Annotated in this window: 16 protein-coding genes; 3 read left to right on the top strand and 13 right to left on the bottom strand. The window is 50.7% G+C overall.

Features of this window, described 5'->3' with window-relative positions; all coding sequences use genetic code 11:
- Nucleotides 1–290: 290 nt before the first annotated feature.
- The 4 genes from ptsP to aroA all read right to left on the bottom strand — a co-directional run bounded on the left by ptsP (nt 291) and on the right by aroA (nt 5924).
- Nucleotides 291–2057, bottom strand: a complete 1767-nt coding sequence (gene ptsP / locus ACFVRY_RS01090; protein ID WP_387496168.1) for a phosphoenolpyruvate--protein phosphotransferase — start codon at nt 2055–2057, stop codon at nt 291–293.
- Nucleotides 2054–3940, bottom strand: coding sequence for a glucose PTS transporter subunit IIA (locus ACFVRY_RS01085; RefSeq protein ID WP_387496165.1), 1887 nt, complete (start codon nt 3938–3940; stop codon nt 2054–2056). The genes ptsP and ACFVRY_RS01085 overlap by 4 nt, the downstream gene beginning before the upstream one ends.
- Nucleotides 3941–4165: 225 nt before the next feature.
- On the bottom strand, nt 4166–4600 hold the full coding sequence (locus tag ACFVRY_RS01080; RefSeq protein ID WP_387496162.1) for a CoA-binding protein: 435 nt from the start codon (nt 4598–4600) through the stop codon (nt 4166–4168).
- A gap of 31 nt (nt 4601–4631) precedes the next feature.
- Complete coding sequence (aroA, locus tag ACFVRY_RS01075; protein ID WP_175374523.1) at nt 4632–5924, bottom strand: 3-phosphoshikimate 1-carboxyvinyltransferase; 1293 nt, start codon at nt 5922–5924, stop codon at nt 4632–4634.
- Nucleotides 5925–6036: 112 nt separating this feature from the next.
- Between aroA and ACFVRY_RS01070 the strand changes: the two genes are divergently transcribed.
- Nucleotides 6037–6348, top strand: coding sequence for a rhodanese-like domain-containing protein (locus ACFVRY_RS01070; protein WP_387496159.1), 312 nt, complete (start codon nt 6037–6039; stop codon nt 6346–6348).
- Between the two features lie 23 nt (nt 6349–6371).
- Here the strand turns inward: ACFVRY_RS01070 and ACFVRY_RS01065 are convergent, their stop codons facing one another.
- From ACFVRY_RS01065 to ACFVRY_RS01050, 4 genes are all read right to left on the bottom strand, one after another.
- Entirely contained in the window at nt 6372–6878 is a 507-nt protein-coding gene (locus ACFVRY_RS01065; RefSeq protein WP_387496157.1) for a shikimate kinase, read from the bottom strand.
- A gap of 186 nt (nt 6879–7064) precedes the next feature.
- A complete protein-coding gene (gene gndA / locus ACFVRY_RS01060) occupies nt 7065–8480 on the bottom strand; it encodes an NADP-dependent phosphogluconate dehydrogenase (RefSeq protein WP_387496154.1) in 1416 nt (471 codons plus the stop codon).
- Between the two features lie 348 nt (nt 8481–8828).
- Entirely contained in the window at nt 8829–9425 is a 597-nt protein-coding gene (locus tag ACFVRY_RS01055) for a hypothetical protein (RefSeq protein ID WP_387496152.1), read from the bottom strand.
- Nucleotides 9426–9763: 338 nt separating this feature from the next.
- On the bottom strand, nt 9764–11050 hold the full coding sequence (locus ACFVRY_RS01050; RefSeq protein WP_387496149.1) for an MFS transporter: 1287 nt from the start codon (nt 11048–11050) through the stop codon (nt 9764–9766).
- A 90-nt stretch (nt 11051–11140) separates the two neighbouring features.
- Here ACFVRY_RS01050 and ACFVRY_RS01045 point away from each other — a divergent pair, with 90 nt between their 5' ends.
- Nucleotides 11141–12616 carry an aminotransferase class I/II-fold pyridoxal phosphate-dependent enzyme gene (locus tag ACFVRY_RS01045; RefSeq protein WP_387496146.1) on the top strand — a complete coding sequence of 492 codons (1476 nt, stop codon included), beginning with the start codon at nt 11141–11143 and terminating at the stop codon, nt 12614–12616.
- A gap of 128 nt (nt 12617–12744) precedes the next feature.
- On the opposite strand, the gene ACFVRY_RS01040 is transcribed toward ACFVRY_RS01045, so the two are convergent.
- Together ACFVRY_RS01040 and ACFVRY_RS01035 are read right to left on the bottom strand one after the other, a co-directional pair.
- Nucleotides 12745–13068 (bottom strand): DUF1292 domain-containing protein, encoded by a 324-nt coding sequence (locus tag ACFVRY_RS01040; RefSeq protein ID WP_066370888.1) that lies wholly within the window; start codon nt 13066–13068, stop codon nt 12745–12747.
- A 92-nt stretch (nt 13069–13160) separates the two neighbouring features.
- Entirely contained in the window at nt 13161–13712 is a 552-nt protein-coding gene (locus ACFVRY_RS01035; protein WP_066370890.1) for a copper amine oxidase, read from the bottom strand.
- 167 nt (nt 13713–13879) lie between these two features.
- Here ACFVRY_RS01035 and ACFVRY_RS01030 point away from each other — a divergent pair, with 167 nt between their 5' ends.
- Nucleotides 13880–14617: an MBL fold metallo-hydrolase gene (locus ACFVRY_RS01030; protein WP_387496142.1), complete on the top strand. Its 738-nt coding sequence runs from the start codon at nt 13880–13882 to the stop codon at nt 14615–14617.
- Nucleotides 14618–14696: 79 nt separating this feature from the next.
- On the opposite strand, the gene ACFVRY_RS01025 is transcribed toward ACFVRY_RS01030, so the two are convergent.
- From ACFVRY_RS01025 to ACFVRY_RS01015, 3 genes are all read right to left on the bottom strand, one after another.
- Nucleotides 14697–14930 carry a DUF3892 domain-containing protein gene (locus ACFVRY_RS01025; protein ID WP_387497711.1) on the bottom strand — a complete coding sequence of 78 codons (234 nt, stop codon included), beginning with the start codon at nt 14928–14930 and terminating at the stop codon, nt 14697–14699.
- 100 nt (nt 14931–15030) lie between these two features.
- Complete coding sequence (locus tag ACFVRY_RS01020; RefSeq protein ID WP_387496140.1) at nt 15031–15474, bottom strand: GNAT family N-acetyltransferase; 444 nt, start codon at nt 15472–15474, stop codon at nt 15031–15033.
- Nucleotides 15475–15584: 110 nt separating this feature from the next.
- The gene (locus tag ACFVRY_RS01015) at nt 15585–15818 is read right to left on the bottom strand and encodes a hypothetical protein (RefSeq protein WP_387496138.1); all 234 of its coding nucleotides are present in this window, start codon (nt 15816–15818) and stop codon (nt 15585–15587) included.
- Nucleotides 15819–16078: the final 260 nt, after the last annotated feature.

Here is a 16078-nt window from a genome sequence, read left to right as displayed (position 1 = left end):
ATTTCCAGTTGTTTAAGCGCTGTATAACATTCACTTTTATTGTACCGGATCTGCACACCTGATGACCGAGTGGCTTTGGTTTGCCTATCCTATCCCTTGCTCCAGAAGGTGGTCGTCGAACACAAAAAGAACATGGCGGGTTCAGGAATTCTCCTGAACACCGCCATGTTCTTTTTTCGCATTATTTTTAAGCAAATGGTCTTCTCATCAAGGAATATACCTTTTATAGGAGAGTCCCTTAATCAAGTCTCTCTATTTGTTGCTGACGCTGCACAGGGGATTCAGCAGCCTCAGGAGGTCTTCTCCTTCGCTTCCGAACTGCTGCCAAATGCACTTCCGCTAACCTTGGCATATGCACTGAGTTTCGCTTCCGTCTCCGAGCTTGTACGCATCCGGAAGCAAGCCTTTGCCACTTCCCGAGCCTCAGCGGCCACGGTGTTCAGCGTGCGGTGCTTCACCTTCAGCAGCGCTTGTGGGGACATGCTGAGATTGTTAATGCCAAGCTCCAGCCACAGCGGCAGCGAACGCTCGTCCGCAGCCATTTCCCCGCATACGCTAACCTCAATTCCAGCATGCTTCGCCGCTTCTACCGTCATACGGATCAAGCGGAGAACCGCGGGATGGTAAGGATGATACATATGGGCGATTTGCTCGTTCATACGGTCTACTGCCAGTACATACTGAACCAGATCATTCGTGCCGATACTGAAGAAATCCACTTCCTCGGCCAAAATATCCACGATCATGACTGCCGCCGGTACTTCGACCATAATCCCGACCGGAATATCCCGGTCAAACGGCACGTCCCGCTGTTCCAGCTCCTCCATGACTTCGGCCAGCACGGCTTTGGCTGCCTGCACCTCTTCTAGAGAAGAAATCATGGGGAACATCATCTTGACCTTTCCATAGACGCTAGCCCGCAAAATCGCGGTCAACTGGGTCTTGAACATGTCCTTCCGGTCTAGGCTAATGCGGATCGCGCGATACCCCAGGAACGGATTCTGCTCCTCCGGCAACTGGAAGTAATCCAGATGCTTGTCGCCCCCGATATCAAGGGTACGGATCACCACCGGATGATTGCCCACCTTCTCCGCCACCAGTTTATACACCTCGAACTGCTCTTCTTCACTCGGGAAGGAATCGCGATCCATGTAGAGGAATTCCGTGCGGAATAATCCAACACCTTCCGCGCCGTATTTCAGCGCCAGATTCAGTTCTTTCACCGAACTGATATTACCAGCCAGACGCAGGTTCACCCCGTCTCTTGTCACAGCCTCCACCGTCGCCAGCAGTTCTAGCTGCTCCCGCTTTTTATGCTGTTTATCCCGGATAGAAGTGTAATCGATCACCATAGCCTCGTCTGGATGTAGTTGTACCGATCCGTTATCTCCGTCAATGACCAGCATATCCCCCGTCTGAATTGGGTTTGAAAGTTTGTTCTCGAGCCCTGCTACTAGCGGAATCCCCAAGGCCCGGGCCATGATCGAGGAATGCGACGTTTTGCCGCCCATCATCGTCACAATGCCAAGGACGTAGGTAGGATTCAAATGAGCCAGCTGGGATGGAGACAACTCCTTGGCGACGAGAATATACGGCTGAGTGTCGGACGGGAGGGTGACCTCAGGCGCGCCTAGCAAATGCTTCAGAAGACGATTGCCGACATCCTTGATGTCCACCGCTCGCTCCTTCATATATTCATCGTCAAGCAAGTCGAACATGGCTACAAAATGATCAATGGCTTCCTTGACCGCCACTTCCGCCGCCTTGTACTGACGTTCAATAATCCCTCGGATCTCACTCATGAACACTGGATCATCAAGGATAGCAAGGTGAGCGTCGAAAATACTGGATTCTTCCGGTCCGACGACTTCCCTGAACTCTCTTTTGATAAACTCAATTTCATCCTTGGAGGTGCGGATACCTTCGTATAAACGCTCAAATTCTTTAGCGAGATCTACCGGATTGACCTGCGTATCCGGCAGACTCCATTCCCAATTGGGCAGGACAAAAGCCTTCCCGATGGCAACACCTGCTGCGGCGCCTATGCCTTGTATCATGCTTCAATCCCTCCAACATTGCTTTCGTGTAATACAACGGACATTACAGAAGTTTGCCCCTTTTTCACATTTTTGAATGGAGCATAGCTCCAGGATTTGACACGGTCAGGGTTCGTGATTACCATCGGTGTAGCGAGTGAAGCCGCATGCTCCCGCAGATAGCCAAGGTCAAATTTGACCAGCAGCTGACCTGGTTCCACGCTGTCTCCCTCCTGCACAACCGCCTCGAACGGACCTTTTAGTTGCGAGGTATCTATACCGATGTGCATAAGCACCTCCAGCCCTTCCGGTGTTGAGATGCCCACGGCATGCATCGTTGGGTACACGTGCATGACCTTCCCGAAGACCGGAGAGACCAGCTCGCCCTTTTCCGGGAAGAAAGCCACCCCGTCGCCAACCAGCTTGGCCGCAAAAATATGATCCGGTACTTCCTCAATCGGCAGCATCCGGCCCTGCATCGGGGCACTGAACAGCACCTGCGGCAGATCGCGTAGCAGCAGCTTATTGATCTCCTCGCGGATCAACTCCGAGTAGGTACCAAATACCACCTGCACATTGCCGCCACCGAGCTTGATGATCCCGGCAGATCCAAGGCCTTTGAGCGCCCCGGCATCCACATAACGGTCATTATGGACAGTCAGACGCAACCGGGTGATGCACGCCTGTACCTGTACGATGTTCTCCTTGCCCCCAAGCGCTTCCAGAATAAGAGGAGCCTGATACGGTATATTACCCGCCCAATCGCCAAGCTCCGAGCCTTCCTCACGGCCAGGTGTCGGGATCTGAAAGCGGCGGATCGCCCAGCGGAACAAATTATAATACACAATGCCGTAGCCGATTCCGATCGGGATCAACAGCCACGCCCGTTGGGATAGGTGCAGGTTAAGGAAGAAATCTATAGCCCCGGCGGAGTATGAGAATCCGTGATGAATACCAAGTGAATAAGTCAACACCATAGCGAGACCCGACATTACGGTATGTATGGCGAACAGATACGGCGAAGCGAACAGAAAAGCAAATTCGATCTGCTCTGACACCCCAGTCAGAAAGCAAACCAGTGCCGCACGTAAAAAAGTCTTCTTAATCTTCGGCTTTAAGTCCTCGCGGGCTTCTTGAATGATTGCAAATGCAATGGCCGGGAGCGCAAACATCATGATCGGGAATAACCCCGCCATAAAAATCCCCGCTGTAGGGTCACCTGCGAAAAAGCGCGGCAGATCGCCCTGTACAACAGCACTTCCGTCAGGCGTCGTGTACGTGCCCATCTGGAACCAGAACACATTGTTCAGGATATGATGTAGCCCAAAGGCTGTCAGCACCCTATACAGCACCCCGTACAGGAATACGCCATAACCGCCGGTCCTTAGAATTCCCTGAAACAGGTGATCCAGCCCGCTCTGAAGGAGCGGTGCAATCCCGAGCATTACCCAGGCGAACAGGGCGGAGAACAGCCCCATGAACAGCAAAACAAAGCGCGACCCGCCAAAAAACTGAATCGCTTCTGGAAGCTTAATATTTTTGAACCGGTTATGTGCTACCCCGGCGACAATCCCGAGCAGAATTCCGATAAGTGTTGCGGGCTGAACATGGCCATCCCCCATCCCCGACACGATCCGGTCGTAGGTGAACATGCCTGCGAGAGCGGCCAGCCCTGCCGGCCCGGCCTGGTTAGATAATCCCCAAGCCACCCCTACTGCAAACAGATAGGGCATAAAGTAGAATACCCCTTGCCCAGCATATGTAGCCACTTCGGATACTGAAGAAAGTCCCCATGCAGACCATGGCAGGCTGCCCAGACTCAGCAGAATGGCTGCTGCCGGAAGCACCATGGTAGGAAGCATTATGGCTCTGCCCAATTGCTGCAGTGATCCGAGCCAATTCAAGGCGACCCTCTCCTTTCTTACTATAATAAATGGTACGCGCTGTGGCAGGTTTTGTCAAAAGAATACATTTAGCATTTCCTAGATTGCTCACAGACATCTATTATACTGAATGTCCGCTTGTTTGTGCAGCGTTTATTTATCTAAAAAACGTCCTTCACCACAAATCGCTTGCGGTAGAAGGACGTTTTCAGGCCTACTCAGATTCCATTGAGCTTGATGCAGTGCTTACGCGCGGCTTCGCCCGTGCATCGTGATGGCTTCCTCCACCTTGATACAACGATCCATAATGGCCGTCATACCGCTTCCTACCGCGATATCGGCCGCTTCCTGGTTGATGATACCTTGCTGCAGCCAGAGCACACGTGCGCCGATGTCAGCCGCTTCCTGCGCGACCTCTGCACAATACTCACTGCGACGGAAGACATTGACGATATCTACCTGTTCAGGAATCTCCGCCAGCGTGTGGTAACACTTCTCGCCAAGGATTTCTCCATCTACCGTAGGATTTACCGGGATAATCCGGTATCCTCTGCTCTGCATCGCCCCTGCCACCATATAAGAGGTACGATCAGTTTTATCCGACAGCCCTACCACCGCAATGTTCCCCGCAGAGGCCAGAATATCTCCGATCTGCTCCCGGGAAGGATTCTCAAATCCCATGTTCATAACCCCTTTCCTAAGTAAGGTATAGTTATTTTACCCATTCCACATCGGCACCAAGCGCCTTCAGATGGTCAAAATATTGCGGGTACGACTTGGCCACATGGTGCGCATCCTTGATCCGCAGCGGCTGGCGTGCCCGCAAGCCTACAACGGTCAGCGCCATGATTACTCGGTGATCGTAGTGAGCGTTAATTGTCACTCCACCCTCAACCCCGTCCGGCTGTCCGTGTACAATAATCTCGTCGCGGCGCTCCTCGACCTTCGCTCCAGCGCGAGTCAACTCTGCCAGATAGTCAGTGATCCGGTCACATTCCTTGTAACGCAGATTCTCTACATTGTAGAAACGGGAAGTTCCTTCCGCAAATACAGCAGCAGCTACCATAGCCAGTACAGCATCCGTCGCCGCATCTCCATCGAACTCAACAGCCTTTAGGATGCCGTTACCCTGTACATGTACAACGTCATTCTCATGGGTAAGAGGAACTTCCATCATTCGCAACACATCGACAATGGCTCTTTCTCCCTGCTTACTCTTCTCCGCAAGACGCTGAATCGTCACGTCGGATTTCGTAACTGCGGCAGCAGCAAGAACAGCTGCAGAGCCCGGATAGTCTCCCTGTACCGTGTAAGTCTTGGCAGCATATTTCTGACCGCCCGGTACCTTGAACGACATGTAGTCATCAGCAGCATGCACTACGATTCCCGCCTGCTCCAGAACTTCCAGCGTCTGTCCTACAACCACCTTCGATTTCAGGTCATCCAGCACGATAATCTCGCTGTCCTCTTCCAGCAAAGGTGTCAGGAAGAGCAGTGCACTGAGATACTGGGAGCTGACCGCACCGGAAACAGTGATTTTTCCACCTTTTGGCTTGCCGCCGCGAATGGTAATTGGTAGTTTACCTTCGTTATGCTCTACCTCTACGCCAATCTGGCCGAGAGCGGTAATGAGATCGTCATGCGGGCGCTTGCCCAGAGAATCTGGATACGTGTTCACGAATGTCACTTCAGGGCTAAGCGCAGCGACAGCCATCAGGAAACGCAGCACCGCTCCGGCATTGCCTACATTCAGTTCCTTAACGTTACTCGGGCGTGCACCGAAGCCCTGCACTACAATCTTCTCGTCATCTTCCGTCAGCACTGCGCCGAGATCGGCGATACAGCGGCGGATAGCATCGCTGTCCTCACTGTGAGCCGGATGATAGATTGTGCTGATTCCTTCGGAAAGGGCAGCAACCAGCAGGTAACGGGTCGTGTAGTTTTTAGAAGAGAGGGCTCCGATTTCACCTTGCAAGTTTGGCGTAGGTCTGACAATAACGTCCATAGTAATTAGCGCTCCTTTTATTATAATAAGTCTATGTATGGCTCCGTTTGACACGGTATTCCATGCTTGTGTTATCATTAAACCATTCTTCTGACGAAAAGAGGTCACATCCATGAATCCTATAACCCAAATTACAGCACAGGAATTGCGGCAGCGTCTAGCCACTGGCGAAGACCTTGTCCTTATCGACGTGCGTGAAGATGATGAGGTTGCCTTCGGCATGATTTCCGGCGCACAACATATCCCGATGGGCGAGATTCCGCAGCGGACAGAGGAAATTCCCGCCGATGCCGAAGTCGTCTTCATTTGCCGTTCCGGTGCCCGCAGCCAACGTGTCTGCGAATACCTGCAGCAGTTCGGCTATAACTCCGTTGCCAACCTGAGCGGTGGCATGATTGATTGGAATGAAACCGCGGAGGACTAAGCCTCACCAATATACTTAAAAGCTCAACCGCGGTGATGTATTAAAATATGCTGAGACACTTCTACAGCAGTAAGACCCGTTGTATCGACCGTGCAATGCGCAAAACGGTAAGCATCCCGGCGTTCTTGCATGATGCGTGCAATCCGTTCCTTCGCGTTGCCGGCGAGCAGCGGACGATCCAGATTTTCACTGACCCGCGCCAGAATCTCTTCCTCGTCAGCTGTGAGTGCCACTACCAAGCCGTTAGCCAGCATTAGTTCGGCATTTCCAGCAACAAGTACAGCGCCTCCGCCTGTGGAAATCACTCGTTTCTCCCCTTGCAGCATACGCTCCAGTGTTTCTGATTCAAGTCTTCTGAAGTAGCCTTCGCCTTCTTCTGCGAATATCTCTGGGATACTCCGGTCTTCGCTCTCGGCAATGACATGGTCGAGGTCGACCAGTTCATAGCCCAGTTCCTCTGCTAAAATAGCTCCAACCGTAGACTTTCCCGTGGCCATCATGCCTACTAAAATAATGTTATTTGAAGTCATTGCGTTCCTCCAAGCCGCGACATTTGTCATATCATAACACAGGGTTAAAAGATTAGACAATCGGCTTTCCTTGTTTCGCCAAGCGGAATATCATGTGGGATAAAATATATAGTTTTAAAAAAAGCCCGGAAGGCTCCCCTTGTTGCAGGGCCTTCCGGGCCGCCCGTTACGGCTATGCCAATTGTCTTACTCAGCAGACAACCAGTTGTGGTGGAACACGCCTTCTTTGTCCACACGTTTGAAGGTGTGAGCGCCGAAGTAATCGCGTTGTGCTTGCAGCAGGTTCGCAGGCAGACGCTCTGTGCGGTAGCTGTCGTAGTAAGCCAGCGCGCTGGAGAAACCAGGAACGGGAACGCCAAGAGTAACCGCAGATGCGATAACTTTACGCCAAGCATCTTGGTAAGAGCTCATAATGTCCTTGAAGAACGGATCAAGCAACAGGTTCTTCAGATCCGCATTGTTTTGGTAAGCATCGGTGATGTTCTGAAGGAAACGGGAACGGATGATACAACCGCCGCGCCAGATTTTAGCCAGCTCGCCGTATTTCAGATCCCAACCGTATTCATCAGAAGCTACGCGCAGTTGAGCAAAGCCTTGAGCGTAAGATACGATTTTACTTGCGAACAATGCTTTGCGCACGTTCTCGATGAACTCCGCTTTGTCACCTTGGAATGGAGTGGTCTCAGGTCCGCTCAGCACTTTGCTGGCTTCAACACGCTCATCCTTCATCGCAGACAAGAAGCGGGAGAATACCGATTCAGTGATCATGGACAATGGCACGCCGAGATCCAGTGAGCTTTGGCTTGTCCATTTACCTGTACCCTTTTGGCCAGCGGAATCAAGAATAACGTCCACCATTGGCTTGCCGGTTTCTGCATCATATTGTGCGAAGATGTCGGTAGTGATTTCGATCAGGTAGCTGTCCAGCTCACCGCTGTTCCAGTCCTTGAAGATGCTGTGCAGTTCTTTTGCATCCACACCAAGTACATCTTTAAGCAGTTGGTAAGCTTCACAGATCAGCTGCATGTCGCCGTACTCGATACCGTTATGCACCATTTTCACATAGTGACCAGCACCGTCCGGTCCGATATATGTAGAGCAAGCCTCTCCGTCCACTTTGGCGGAAATAGCTGTCAAGATTGGTTCTACGAGCTTATACGCGCTCTCTTGTCCGCCTGGCATGATGGAAGGTCCTTTAAGTGCGCCTTCTTCACCACCGGATACCCCTGCGCCGATGAAACGGAAACCTTTTTCTTCCAAATCTTTACTGCGACGAACAGTATCAGGGAAGTAAGCATTACCTCCGTCGATGATGATATCGCCTTGGTCAAGATGTGGCAGCAAGGACTCAATTGTCGCGTCAGTTGCTTTACCAGCTTGTACCATGATCAAAATTTTGCGCGGCGTTTCTAAGGAAGCTACAAACTCCTCAACGGAGAAGGCACCTGTCAAATTCTTGCCTTCCGCTTCTTTCAGAAGCTCATGAGTCTTCTCAGGCGAACGATTGAATGCCGCTACGGAAAAGCCTTTGCTCTCGATGTTTAGAGCCAAGTTCTTACCCATTACCGCCAAGCCAATAACGCCGATTTGTTGTTTTGCCATCTGGTCCTCCACCCTTTGCACCCTATATTTTTGTGAAATCCATTTTCTCGCAGAATCGAGAAGAAACGACATTGTCTCCCTTTGTAGGTACTGCCTGTCCGTTCCTGTCGAAATATAGACAAGCTTGACTTGCCTATATGTAAGAATACCACCCTTTGCCAGAGACTGCAAAGCACATGGCGAAATAGAAAAGCGTTTTATTCTCATGCTCTCGGCAGGAATAGATTCACAATGACTATTTTAACGTTTTTACGCACAGAAGTGAACCCCCTGGACGTATAAATTCAGCACAAACAGAAGACACCCCCAACCACAGGGTGCCTCCGGATCTGCTCTTGGTGTCCGCATTCACCATTCCAGCATGTTCAATTCCTTCGTCAATAAAGCAAGTTTCTCCTTGCACCGGGCAGCCTGTACGGTGTCTCCGGCAGCCAGCGCCTCATTCAGCAGATCCAACTGCTCGTCAACCTCAATCCGGCAAGAACGAATCCGCTCCTCTCCTTCTACCGAGTAGAACAGCTTCGTCAGCTCCTGATCGGACAGCAGCGGACCCTTCTGGTACAGCACACGCTGCTGATAGCCGGAGATTTCCACAAGTCGGATCACTTCACCGAATAAAATATTCTCAATGATAATCTGCCGGTCGCGGAACCGCTTGACGATGGCGTGACCCCGCTTGTCACCGATCAGCTTCTCCATCCACTCGGACAGGCGGGCATCGCGGATCATATAGTCTCCGACCAGTTTGTAGCCCTCCTTGATCCGCTGAAAGCGCAGCTTCACTAGCTTGCGTCCCGTACGCACCGATATAACAAAGACACTCTCGTTCTCGCTCCAATACAGGGAATAGCCTTCTTGAATCAAATCCTTAATCAGGTCCTGGATATGCTCTCTCTCAAACCTCAGCTCCAGATTGCAATACTCCACCTCGTCGTTTTTGTTCATGGCACTCCCCCCTGACTGCTTTGCTCCGGCAAAGCCAGCTTCACAAGCCTAAGCTACGTTGATGCGGAAGCAACAATGACCGCAGAACCTCTACTGGCAACAAAATGCGTTTTGCGTTCGTCTTACACTTATTTTATACTCCAGTTTATGTAGCGGTAACTTGGTTTATTGACTATTTTTACCCGCAACGGCCCTGCTCCAAACGTTTTTTCTTACAATTTAGAATTCCTTTCAACTTCATCTGCTCTAATATGTATAAAAAGCCGCCTGTTGTACGGAAGTCATCCGTGCAACAAGCGGCTAATTTATGTTTTTAACCTGCCTGATCTAACAGCTGATCAGAGCGCCTGAACCTTCCTACCCGTTCTACGAACGATAAGCAGGTGTAAACCGAACAACAGCAGCATCACAAAAGCGCTGACCAGGAAGGGCACTCCGTGGCCTACCGAATCCCAGAGCTTGCCCGATAACACCGGGCCGGCGACCATTCCGGAACCTTGGAGGGTCAGGAACAATCCCCATACCGTCCCGCGTTCCCCCTTGGGCACCTGCTTGGCCAGGAAGGCGTTCCAGGCCGGGAGGATAAGCGCATAGCTGATACCGACCAGAGCCACGGCGCCGAAGACAAATGGCAGCCAGCGTACCATTGAGAATAGTGTCATAGAGAACGCAGCCAGCAAGAAGCCGATGTTTAGAAACAGGGTGGTACCGATACGGTCTACAAGGCGTCCTGCCGGAATAAGCGTCAGCACCGTGATCCCACCTCCGGCAATGAGCAGGAGGCTGAACTGATTCGGCGAGACATGTAGCTCTGTACGCGCGAACAGCGTGACTACCGGTGTCATTAGTCCGATGGCGAACGCCTGCAGAAAGAGAGCCGGGTAGAGCAGCCTGCTCACCTTGAGGGTGGTTTTGAGCTGCGTAAACGTACGCTTTAGGCTCTGCAGCGGGTTCATCTGTTTGGATGATGATCCTCCGCCGTCCACTGCATTGGTATCCTTGACGGGTGACGGATGAGCTGGATCGATCCGTTTAGGCAGTAGAAGAGCCACTGCAACGACAGCCACTGCGCAGGCCAGCAGAACGAAAAAGGTCGTGCGGTAACTGTATCCGCCATGATCCATGAGAAAGTTCACGGTAATAGGACCGATGCCAGTCCCGGCCAGAGAGGCCATTTCCACGGCGCCCATAGCTGCGCCGCTGCTGCCACTTTGCGTAGAGCCGGCCAACTCCGTTACACCAGTCATGACGCAAGGCCAGAGCGGAGATGTGCCGATCCCCAAAATGAGGCAGGCCAGCGACAGCCACGCCGCATTTTTAGCAACGATAATCAAGGTTAACGCAAGCAGAATCAAGAGCAGCGCGCCGGTCATTGTCCAGCGGTACCCGATCCGTTCCATCACCCAGCCTGAAGGACTGCGGAACAAGTTATCCCCGAGATATTGCAGCGCGAAGGAAAAACCGACGACGGTGACCGACAGTCCCAGAATATGCTCCATATAGACAGGGAGCAAGGCAACCAGCAGAGATCCTTTTACAAACTCCACTAAAAAGATGATAACCCACATTTTCACGATAAACGGCGAAGTCAAACTAATATGCATTCGCTGTGCTTTGCCGGACATTCTATCACATCCTAGTATTATGGTCATTGATTTGTTATACTGATGTCTGCTTGAAAAATTACTCTTCACGAAAGGTTGTGACAGCATTAAATGAATCAACACCGTACTCCCCTCTTCAGCGCTCTAAAAAAGCATGCCGCCGGCAATCCCGTTCAATTCCATATTCCGGGGCATAAGAAGGGGCAAGGAACCGATGCCGAATTCCGTGAGTTTATCGGCGATAATGCTCTATCCATAGACCTGATCAATATTGCGCCACTTGATGATCTTCATCAGCCCAAAGGCGTGATAGAGGAAGCTCAAAAGCTGGCTGCACAAGCTTTTGGCGCTGATTACACGTTCTACAGCGTACAAGGCACGAGCAGCGCCATCATGACGATGATCCTCTCTGTATGCTCGCCCGGTGATAAAATCATTGTGCCACGTAACATTCACAAGTCTATTATGTCGGCCATTATTTTATCCGGAGCCAAGCCTGTGTTCATCTCTCCTGTTCAGGATGAGAATCTAGGGATAGATCACGGCATAACCACCAGCGCCCTGGAACGGGCCTTGAAGCGTCACTCGGACGCCAAAGCTGTTCTGGTCATCAATCCAACGTACTTTGGCGTATGTGCCGATCTACGTTCCATTGTGAATCTGGCCCACAGTCACGGTATTCCCGTACTAGTGGACGAGGCGCACGGAGTACTGATTCATTTTCATGAAGATCTGCCGATCTCGGCCATGCAGGCCGGTGCGGATATGGCAGCAACCAGCGTACACAAGCTGGGCGGCTCCATGACACAGAGCTCAGTGCTGAATGTCAATGCGAAGACTGGTCTCATTAACCCTCAGCGGGTGCAGACCATTTTCAGCATGCTGACTACGACATCAACTTCCTACATTCTGCTTGCCTCTCTGGACACGTCCAGACGAAATCTTGCCCTGAACGGGCACAAGATCGCAGCGGAAGCCATTCGTTTGTCCAATTATGCCCGCGATGCTGTCAACGGCATTGATGGTCTGTACAGCTTTGGCAAAGAAATTCTCGGTACGGAAGCAACCTTTGATATTGACCCCACTAAATTAAGCATTCATGTCCGCCATCTCGGAATTACCGGTTATGAAGCGGAGAACTGGCTGCGCGATAAGTACAACATCGAAGTCGAGCTTAGCGACATGTATAATATTCTTTGCCTGATTACCCCTGGTGATACCCAAGAATCTGTGGACAAGCTCATTGCTGCCCTCCGGGTATTGTCCGCCATTCATTACAGTAAAGGTGAAATCTACGAACTCAAGGTACAGGTGCCGGAAATTCCGCAGCTTGCCTTGCTTCCGAGAGATGCGTTCTACGCAGATACTCAGATTGTTCCATTCCGGGAATCAGCCGGATATATCATCGCGGAATTTATTTATGTATACCCGCCAGGTATTCCTATTCTGCTCCCTGGTGAAGTAATTACCCAGGATAACATCGATTATATCATCGATCACGTAGAAATCGGTCTGCCGGTTAAAGGTCCCGAAGATCGCAACATCAACTTCGTCAAGGTCATCGTGGAGGCTGATCCGATCTCTTGATCGGTTCCTCACTCCCCGGGCCCGCTGACAACCATACAAAAACCCGATACTGCAAAGTATCGGGTTTTTGCTTATGAGAATCAACTGCCAGGAAAATCCTGGAACAGTCCTTTTCTATCACCGAAAATCTATTCTTGCTGGGCAAGCAGCTCGTTGTATGCTTCTTCAACAGCTTTCCATTCAGCTTCATCTTCGATATTGTAAAGCACCGTTTCTTCATTCTCTTCTTCCAGACGCAGAATAATACCATCCGCCTCAGGGTTTTCGCGTTCCAACAGCAGCGCGTACAACTTCTCGCCTACGTCGAACGTTTCTACTAGTACCATCTCTACATCTTCGCCCTGCTCGTTCGTCAAGGTCAGCACAAACTCCTCGTGCTCATGGTCGTGATCATGTCCGCAACCGCATGCTTCCCCATGTTCATGGCCATGCTCATGTTTGTGATCGCTCATTGAAATACCTCACTTTGAATTGTATTAGCCTACAAATCGTATCGTAACACGTAGGACAACTTCAGGTCAATTTTGGGAGTAGTCAAACATTATTAATTTAGCGCAGTTATGACTTTCTCCGACACAAGAACATAGTCTCCATTCTTGGTTGGTCTGATATAGAAGCCTACCCGGTATTTTCCCGTTTCCTTGAAATCATACGTAATCTCGGAGCTGGAGAACCAGAAATCCTCTTTCTTCGTTCCTTCCATGTTGCGGGAGTCGATGTCTTTGCTATTTCCTGACGGGTCCGTGATCGTCACCTTGACCGAGGAAATCTCGTCTGTCAGACTATCTACCTGCGAAAGCACCTTAAACTTAAGCTTGCCCAAATTCACATTGCCGAACACTGTGTCTCCCTTGAAGAGGACAATATGCACATTCGGTTTGAGAATGGTTACTTTACCGGAGCCATCCCAGATTACAACTCCGCCTGCCTCCCGTGCAGGAATGTACGTCTTCCCGTCAATCAGATATCCGCCGTCCGTAATTTCTTTTCCGTTGCTCCAGACTTTAATCTTCTGGCTCACCGAATCAGCGAATAGTAACGAGCCGCCCATCAGGGAAAAGACGAGCACACATAAAGCTATTTTTTTCCATCTCATCGCTAGAAACCCCCAAGTAATTCATACTGTTAATGTATACTAGCTTCTTACCTGCAAGTTGCGCTTGTGGCAGGAAAAAGTTTCATTCCTGTCCCTCATCTAGATAACATCACGCAAACAAACCCATGATATAGTATGTCTATCCCTTACTATTGGAGGTTCTTCCGATGAGTATAAGCCTGCAGATGCTTGGCACCGGCAACGCCTTAGCCAAAAACTATTTCAACAACAACGGGCTTCTCCTGGACAAGAATTATACCTTAATGATTGACTGCGGCGTTACGGCCCCGCTGGCAATGCACGAGCTGAACAGATCCTTCCGGGATGTCAACGCCACCCTGATTACCCATATCCATGCCGACCATGTCGGAGGACTGGAAGAACAGGCCCTTACACTGAGGCATAAATATAATCGCAAGATGACCCTGCTTTTGCCGGAAGCTCTGGTGGAGCCCTTGTGGGACCATACGCTAATGGGCGGCATGTATCAGCAAGGCGTTGTGTCCTCACTGGAGGATATCTTCGAGGTTAGACCGCTATGTCCCGGTATCCCCCACCGTCTGTCGGAAGATATTGTGCTGGAGTTGCTACAAACCCCACATGTACCGGGCAAAGATAGCTATTCCCTGATCGTGAATGACAACACTTTCTACAGTGCAGATATCATATTTCAGCCCAAACTGCTGATCGACATGGTACGGGAACAGGGCATCCGCCGGATTCTGCACGACTGTCAACTCGCCGGAACTGGACATGTTCACACGACGCTGGAAGAATTGTTATCCTTGCCGGAAGATGTCCGCCGGGTGATCCACCTCATGCACTATGGCGATGAGAAGCCGGATTATGTAGGCCATACCGGAGAGATGCAGTTTCTGGAGCAGCATGTGATGTACACCCTATGAGCATGGTCCTATGTATAATAAAAAGGCCGAACAGCAACGTCTTTCGAGAAGACGCCTGTCCGGCCATGACATATCACCGCTAAAATAACGGAAGCTGATCCAAATTGTTGGTCGGGTCACCGTCCGCATCTCCGCGGATATGCAGAGCACCGTCCTTGCTTTTAAATACATTGACTCCGGCAATTCTGCCAGCCTGTACTTCCTGCAGAGCCTGCTCGTAACCAAGCACCCGCCCGGACGAGGTCTGAAAGCTCGTCAGATCCCCATCCCCATTCTTCTGGGTCGCTATAAAACGTTCGCGTTCATCGCTGATCGTCACGCAAGATCAACTCCTTGGACATGGATTTGCCATCATCAGGCAACCTTTAGCATGTCCGCAGCATCTTTGAAATATGCGCTTGGCCAGGCTGACACTAGAGTGTTTTTTGCATCCGCACATGCAGAATGCCTGCATCGTAGAACGGCTCTGTTGAGATCACTTCATATCCCAGCTTGCGATAGAAATTCTCAGCCTGGCATTGTCCGTCCAGAATGGAGTATTCTAGTCCCAGCTCACGCGCAAGCTCTTCCAGCGCCAGGAGCAGCACCCGTCCATATCCCTTGGAGCGGTAATCTTTCATCACAGCGATCCGTTGCATTTTGGCCGTAGCTGCTTTGTAATAGATCAATCGGCCTGTCGCCACCGGAATTCCGTCATCTATCAATAGGATATGATGCACATCCGGGCTAATCACATCATACTCATCGATCTCTTCTTCTTCCGGCACCTTCTGTTCTTCCACGAACACTTTCATGCGAATATCAAACCCCTGCCGGAGCTGTTCTTCATTCGTTACACGTACGATTTCTGCCGCCATGACCTAAAAACTCCTCTCTATGTAAAAGACAATAGTCGGTCTATTATACAGAATATTCGTTTTTCTGTATAGTTAAGGCCTAGCTGGCAGCACTGGCAACACGATATAGACTAATCGCCGGAATAGACCTCCTGCGGGATCGAGCGGTCGTAGACATCTATCAGCACCGGCGAAGGTTCCGGGGAGTGCTCAAGCTCTCCATCCAGCGTAGATAACTTGTTGACCTCTTGGTATCTCAAAGCCGGCGCATCCGTACTGCACCCGGTTAATCCGATAAGCGCAGCAGCGCATAGACCTAAGCACCACGCTGACAGTCCCCTACGCCGATAAAATTGTGTATTCATTGGTATTCTCCTTTCGCCCTTTCCTGCAGCTCTTTCTCTACAGTTTTGACGATTCAGAGGTTTTTATAACAAGGCCCTATTAAGTGACATTAAATTCAAACAGAAGATCATATAAGACGAACTTACGGTTCCCACTCAAGGCTTGGCCGTCACCTCTGTGAATGTTTGGAATTCCGGTTGCTGTTGTACCCAATCTCCTGTACCCGTCTTCTTAGCAGTGGAAAATAGTCCATCTTCCCAACTAAGAGCATTTTTGTACC

This window comes from Paenibacillus sp. NPDC057934 (assembly GCF_042887565.1).
Lineage (GTDB): Bacteria > Bacillota > Bacilli > Paenibacillales > Paenibacillaceae > Paenibacillus_AQ.
Note: the sequence above shows the minus strand (reverse complement) of the source record. Positions and strands in the feature narration are given on the sequence as shown.

Bases quoted from the DNA above. Each gene is read 5' to 3' on its own strand.
- ACFVRY_RS01065 (WP_387496157.1), bottom strand. From the start codon at position 6,878: ATGACTTCAAATAACATTATTTTAGTAGGCATGATGGCCACGGGAAAG.
- ptsP (WP_387496168.1), bottom strand. From the start codon at position 2,057: ATGATACAAGGCATAGGCGCCGCAGCAGGTGTTGCCATCGGGAAGGCT.
- aroA (WP_175374523.1), bottom strand. From the start codon at position 5,924: ATGGACGTTATTGTCAGACCTACGCCAAACTTGCAAGGTGAAATCGGA.
- ACFVRY_RS01040 (WP_066370888.1), bottom strand. From the start codon at position 13,068: ATGAGCGATCACAAACATGAGCATGGCCATGAACATGGGGAAGCATGC.
- ACFVRY_RS01030 (WP_387496142.1), top strand. From the start codon at position 13,880: ATGAGTATAAGCCTGCAGATGCTTGGCACCGGCAACGCCTTAGCCAAA.
- ACFVRY_RS01035 (WP_066370890.1), bottom strand. From the start codon at position 13,712: ATGAGATGGAAAAAAATAGCTTTATGTGTGCTCGTCTTTTCCCTGATG.
- ACFVRY_RS01015 (WP_387496138.1), bottom strand. From the start codon at position 15,818: ATGAATACACAATTTTATCGGCGTAGGGGACTGTCAGCGTGGTGCTTA.
- ACFVRY_RS01080 (WP_387496162.1), bottom strand. From the start codon at position 4,600: ATGGGATTTGAGAATCCTTCCCGGGAGCAGATCGGAGATATTCTGGCC.
- ACFVRY_RS01020 (WP_387496140.1), bottom strand. From the start codon at position 15,474: ATGGCGGCAGAAATCGTACGTGTAACGAATGAAGAACAGCTCCGGCAG.
- ACFVRY_RS01050 (WP_387496149.1), bottom strand. From the start codon at position 11,050: ATGTCCGGCAAAGCACAGCGAATGCATATTAGTTTGACTTCGCCGTTT.
- ACFVRY_RS01070 (WP_387496159.1), top strand. From the start codon at position 6,037: ATGAATCCTATAACCCAAATTACAGCACAGGAATTGCGGCAGCGTCTA.
- ACFVRY_RS01045 (WP_387496146.1), top strand. From the start codon at position 11,141: ATGAATCAACACCGTACTCCCCTCTTCAGCGCTCTAAAAAAGCATGCC.
- ACFVRY_RS01055 (WP_387496152.1), bottom strand. From the start codon at position 9,425: ATGAACAAAAACGACGAGGTGGAGTATTGCAATCTGGAGCTGAGGTTT.
- gndA (WP_387496154.1), bottom strand. From the start codon at position 8,480: ATGGCAAAACAACAAATCGGCGTTATTGGCTTGGCGGTAATGGGTAAG.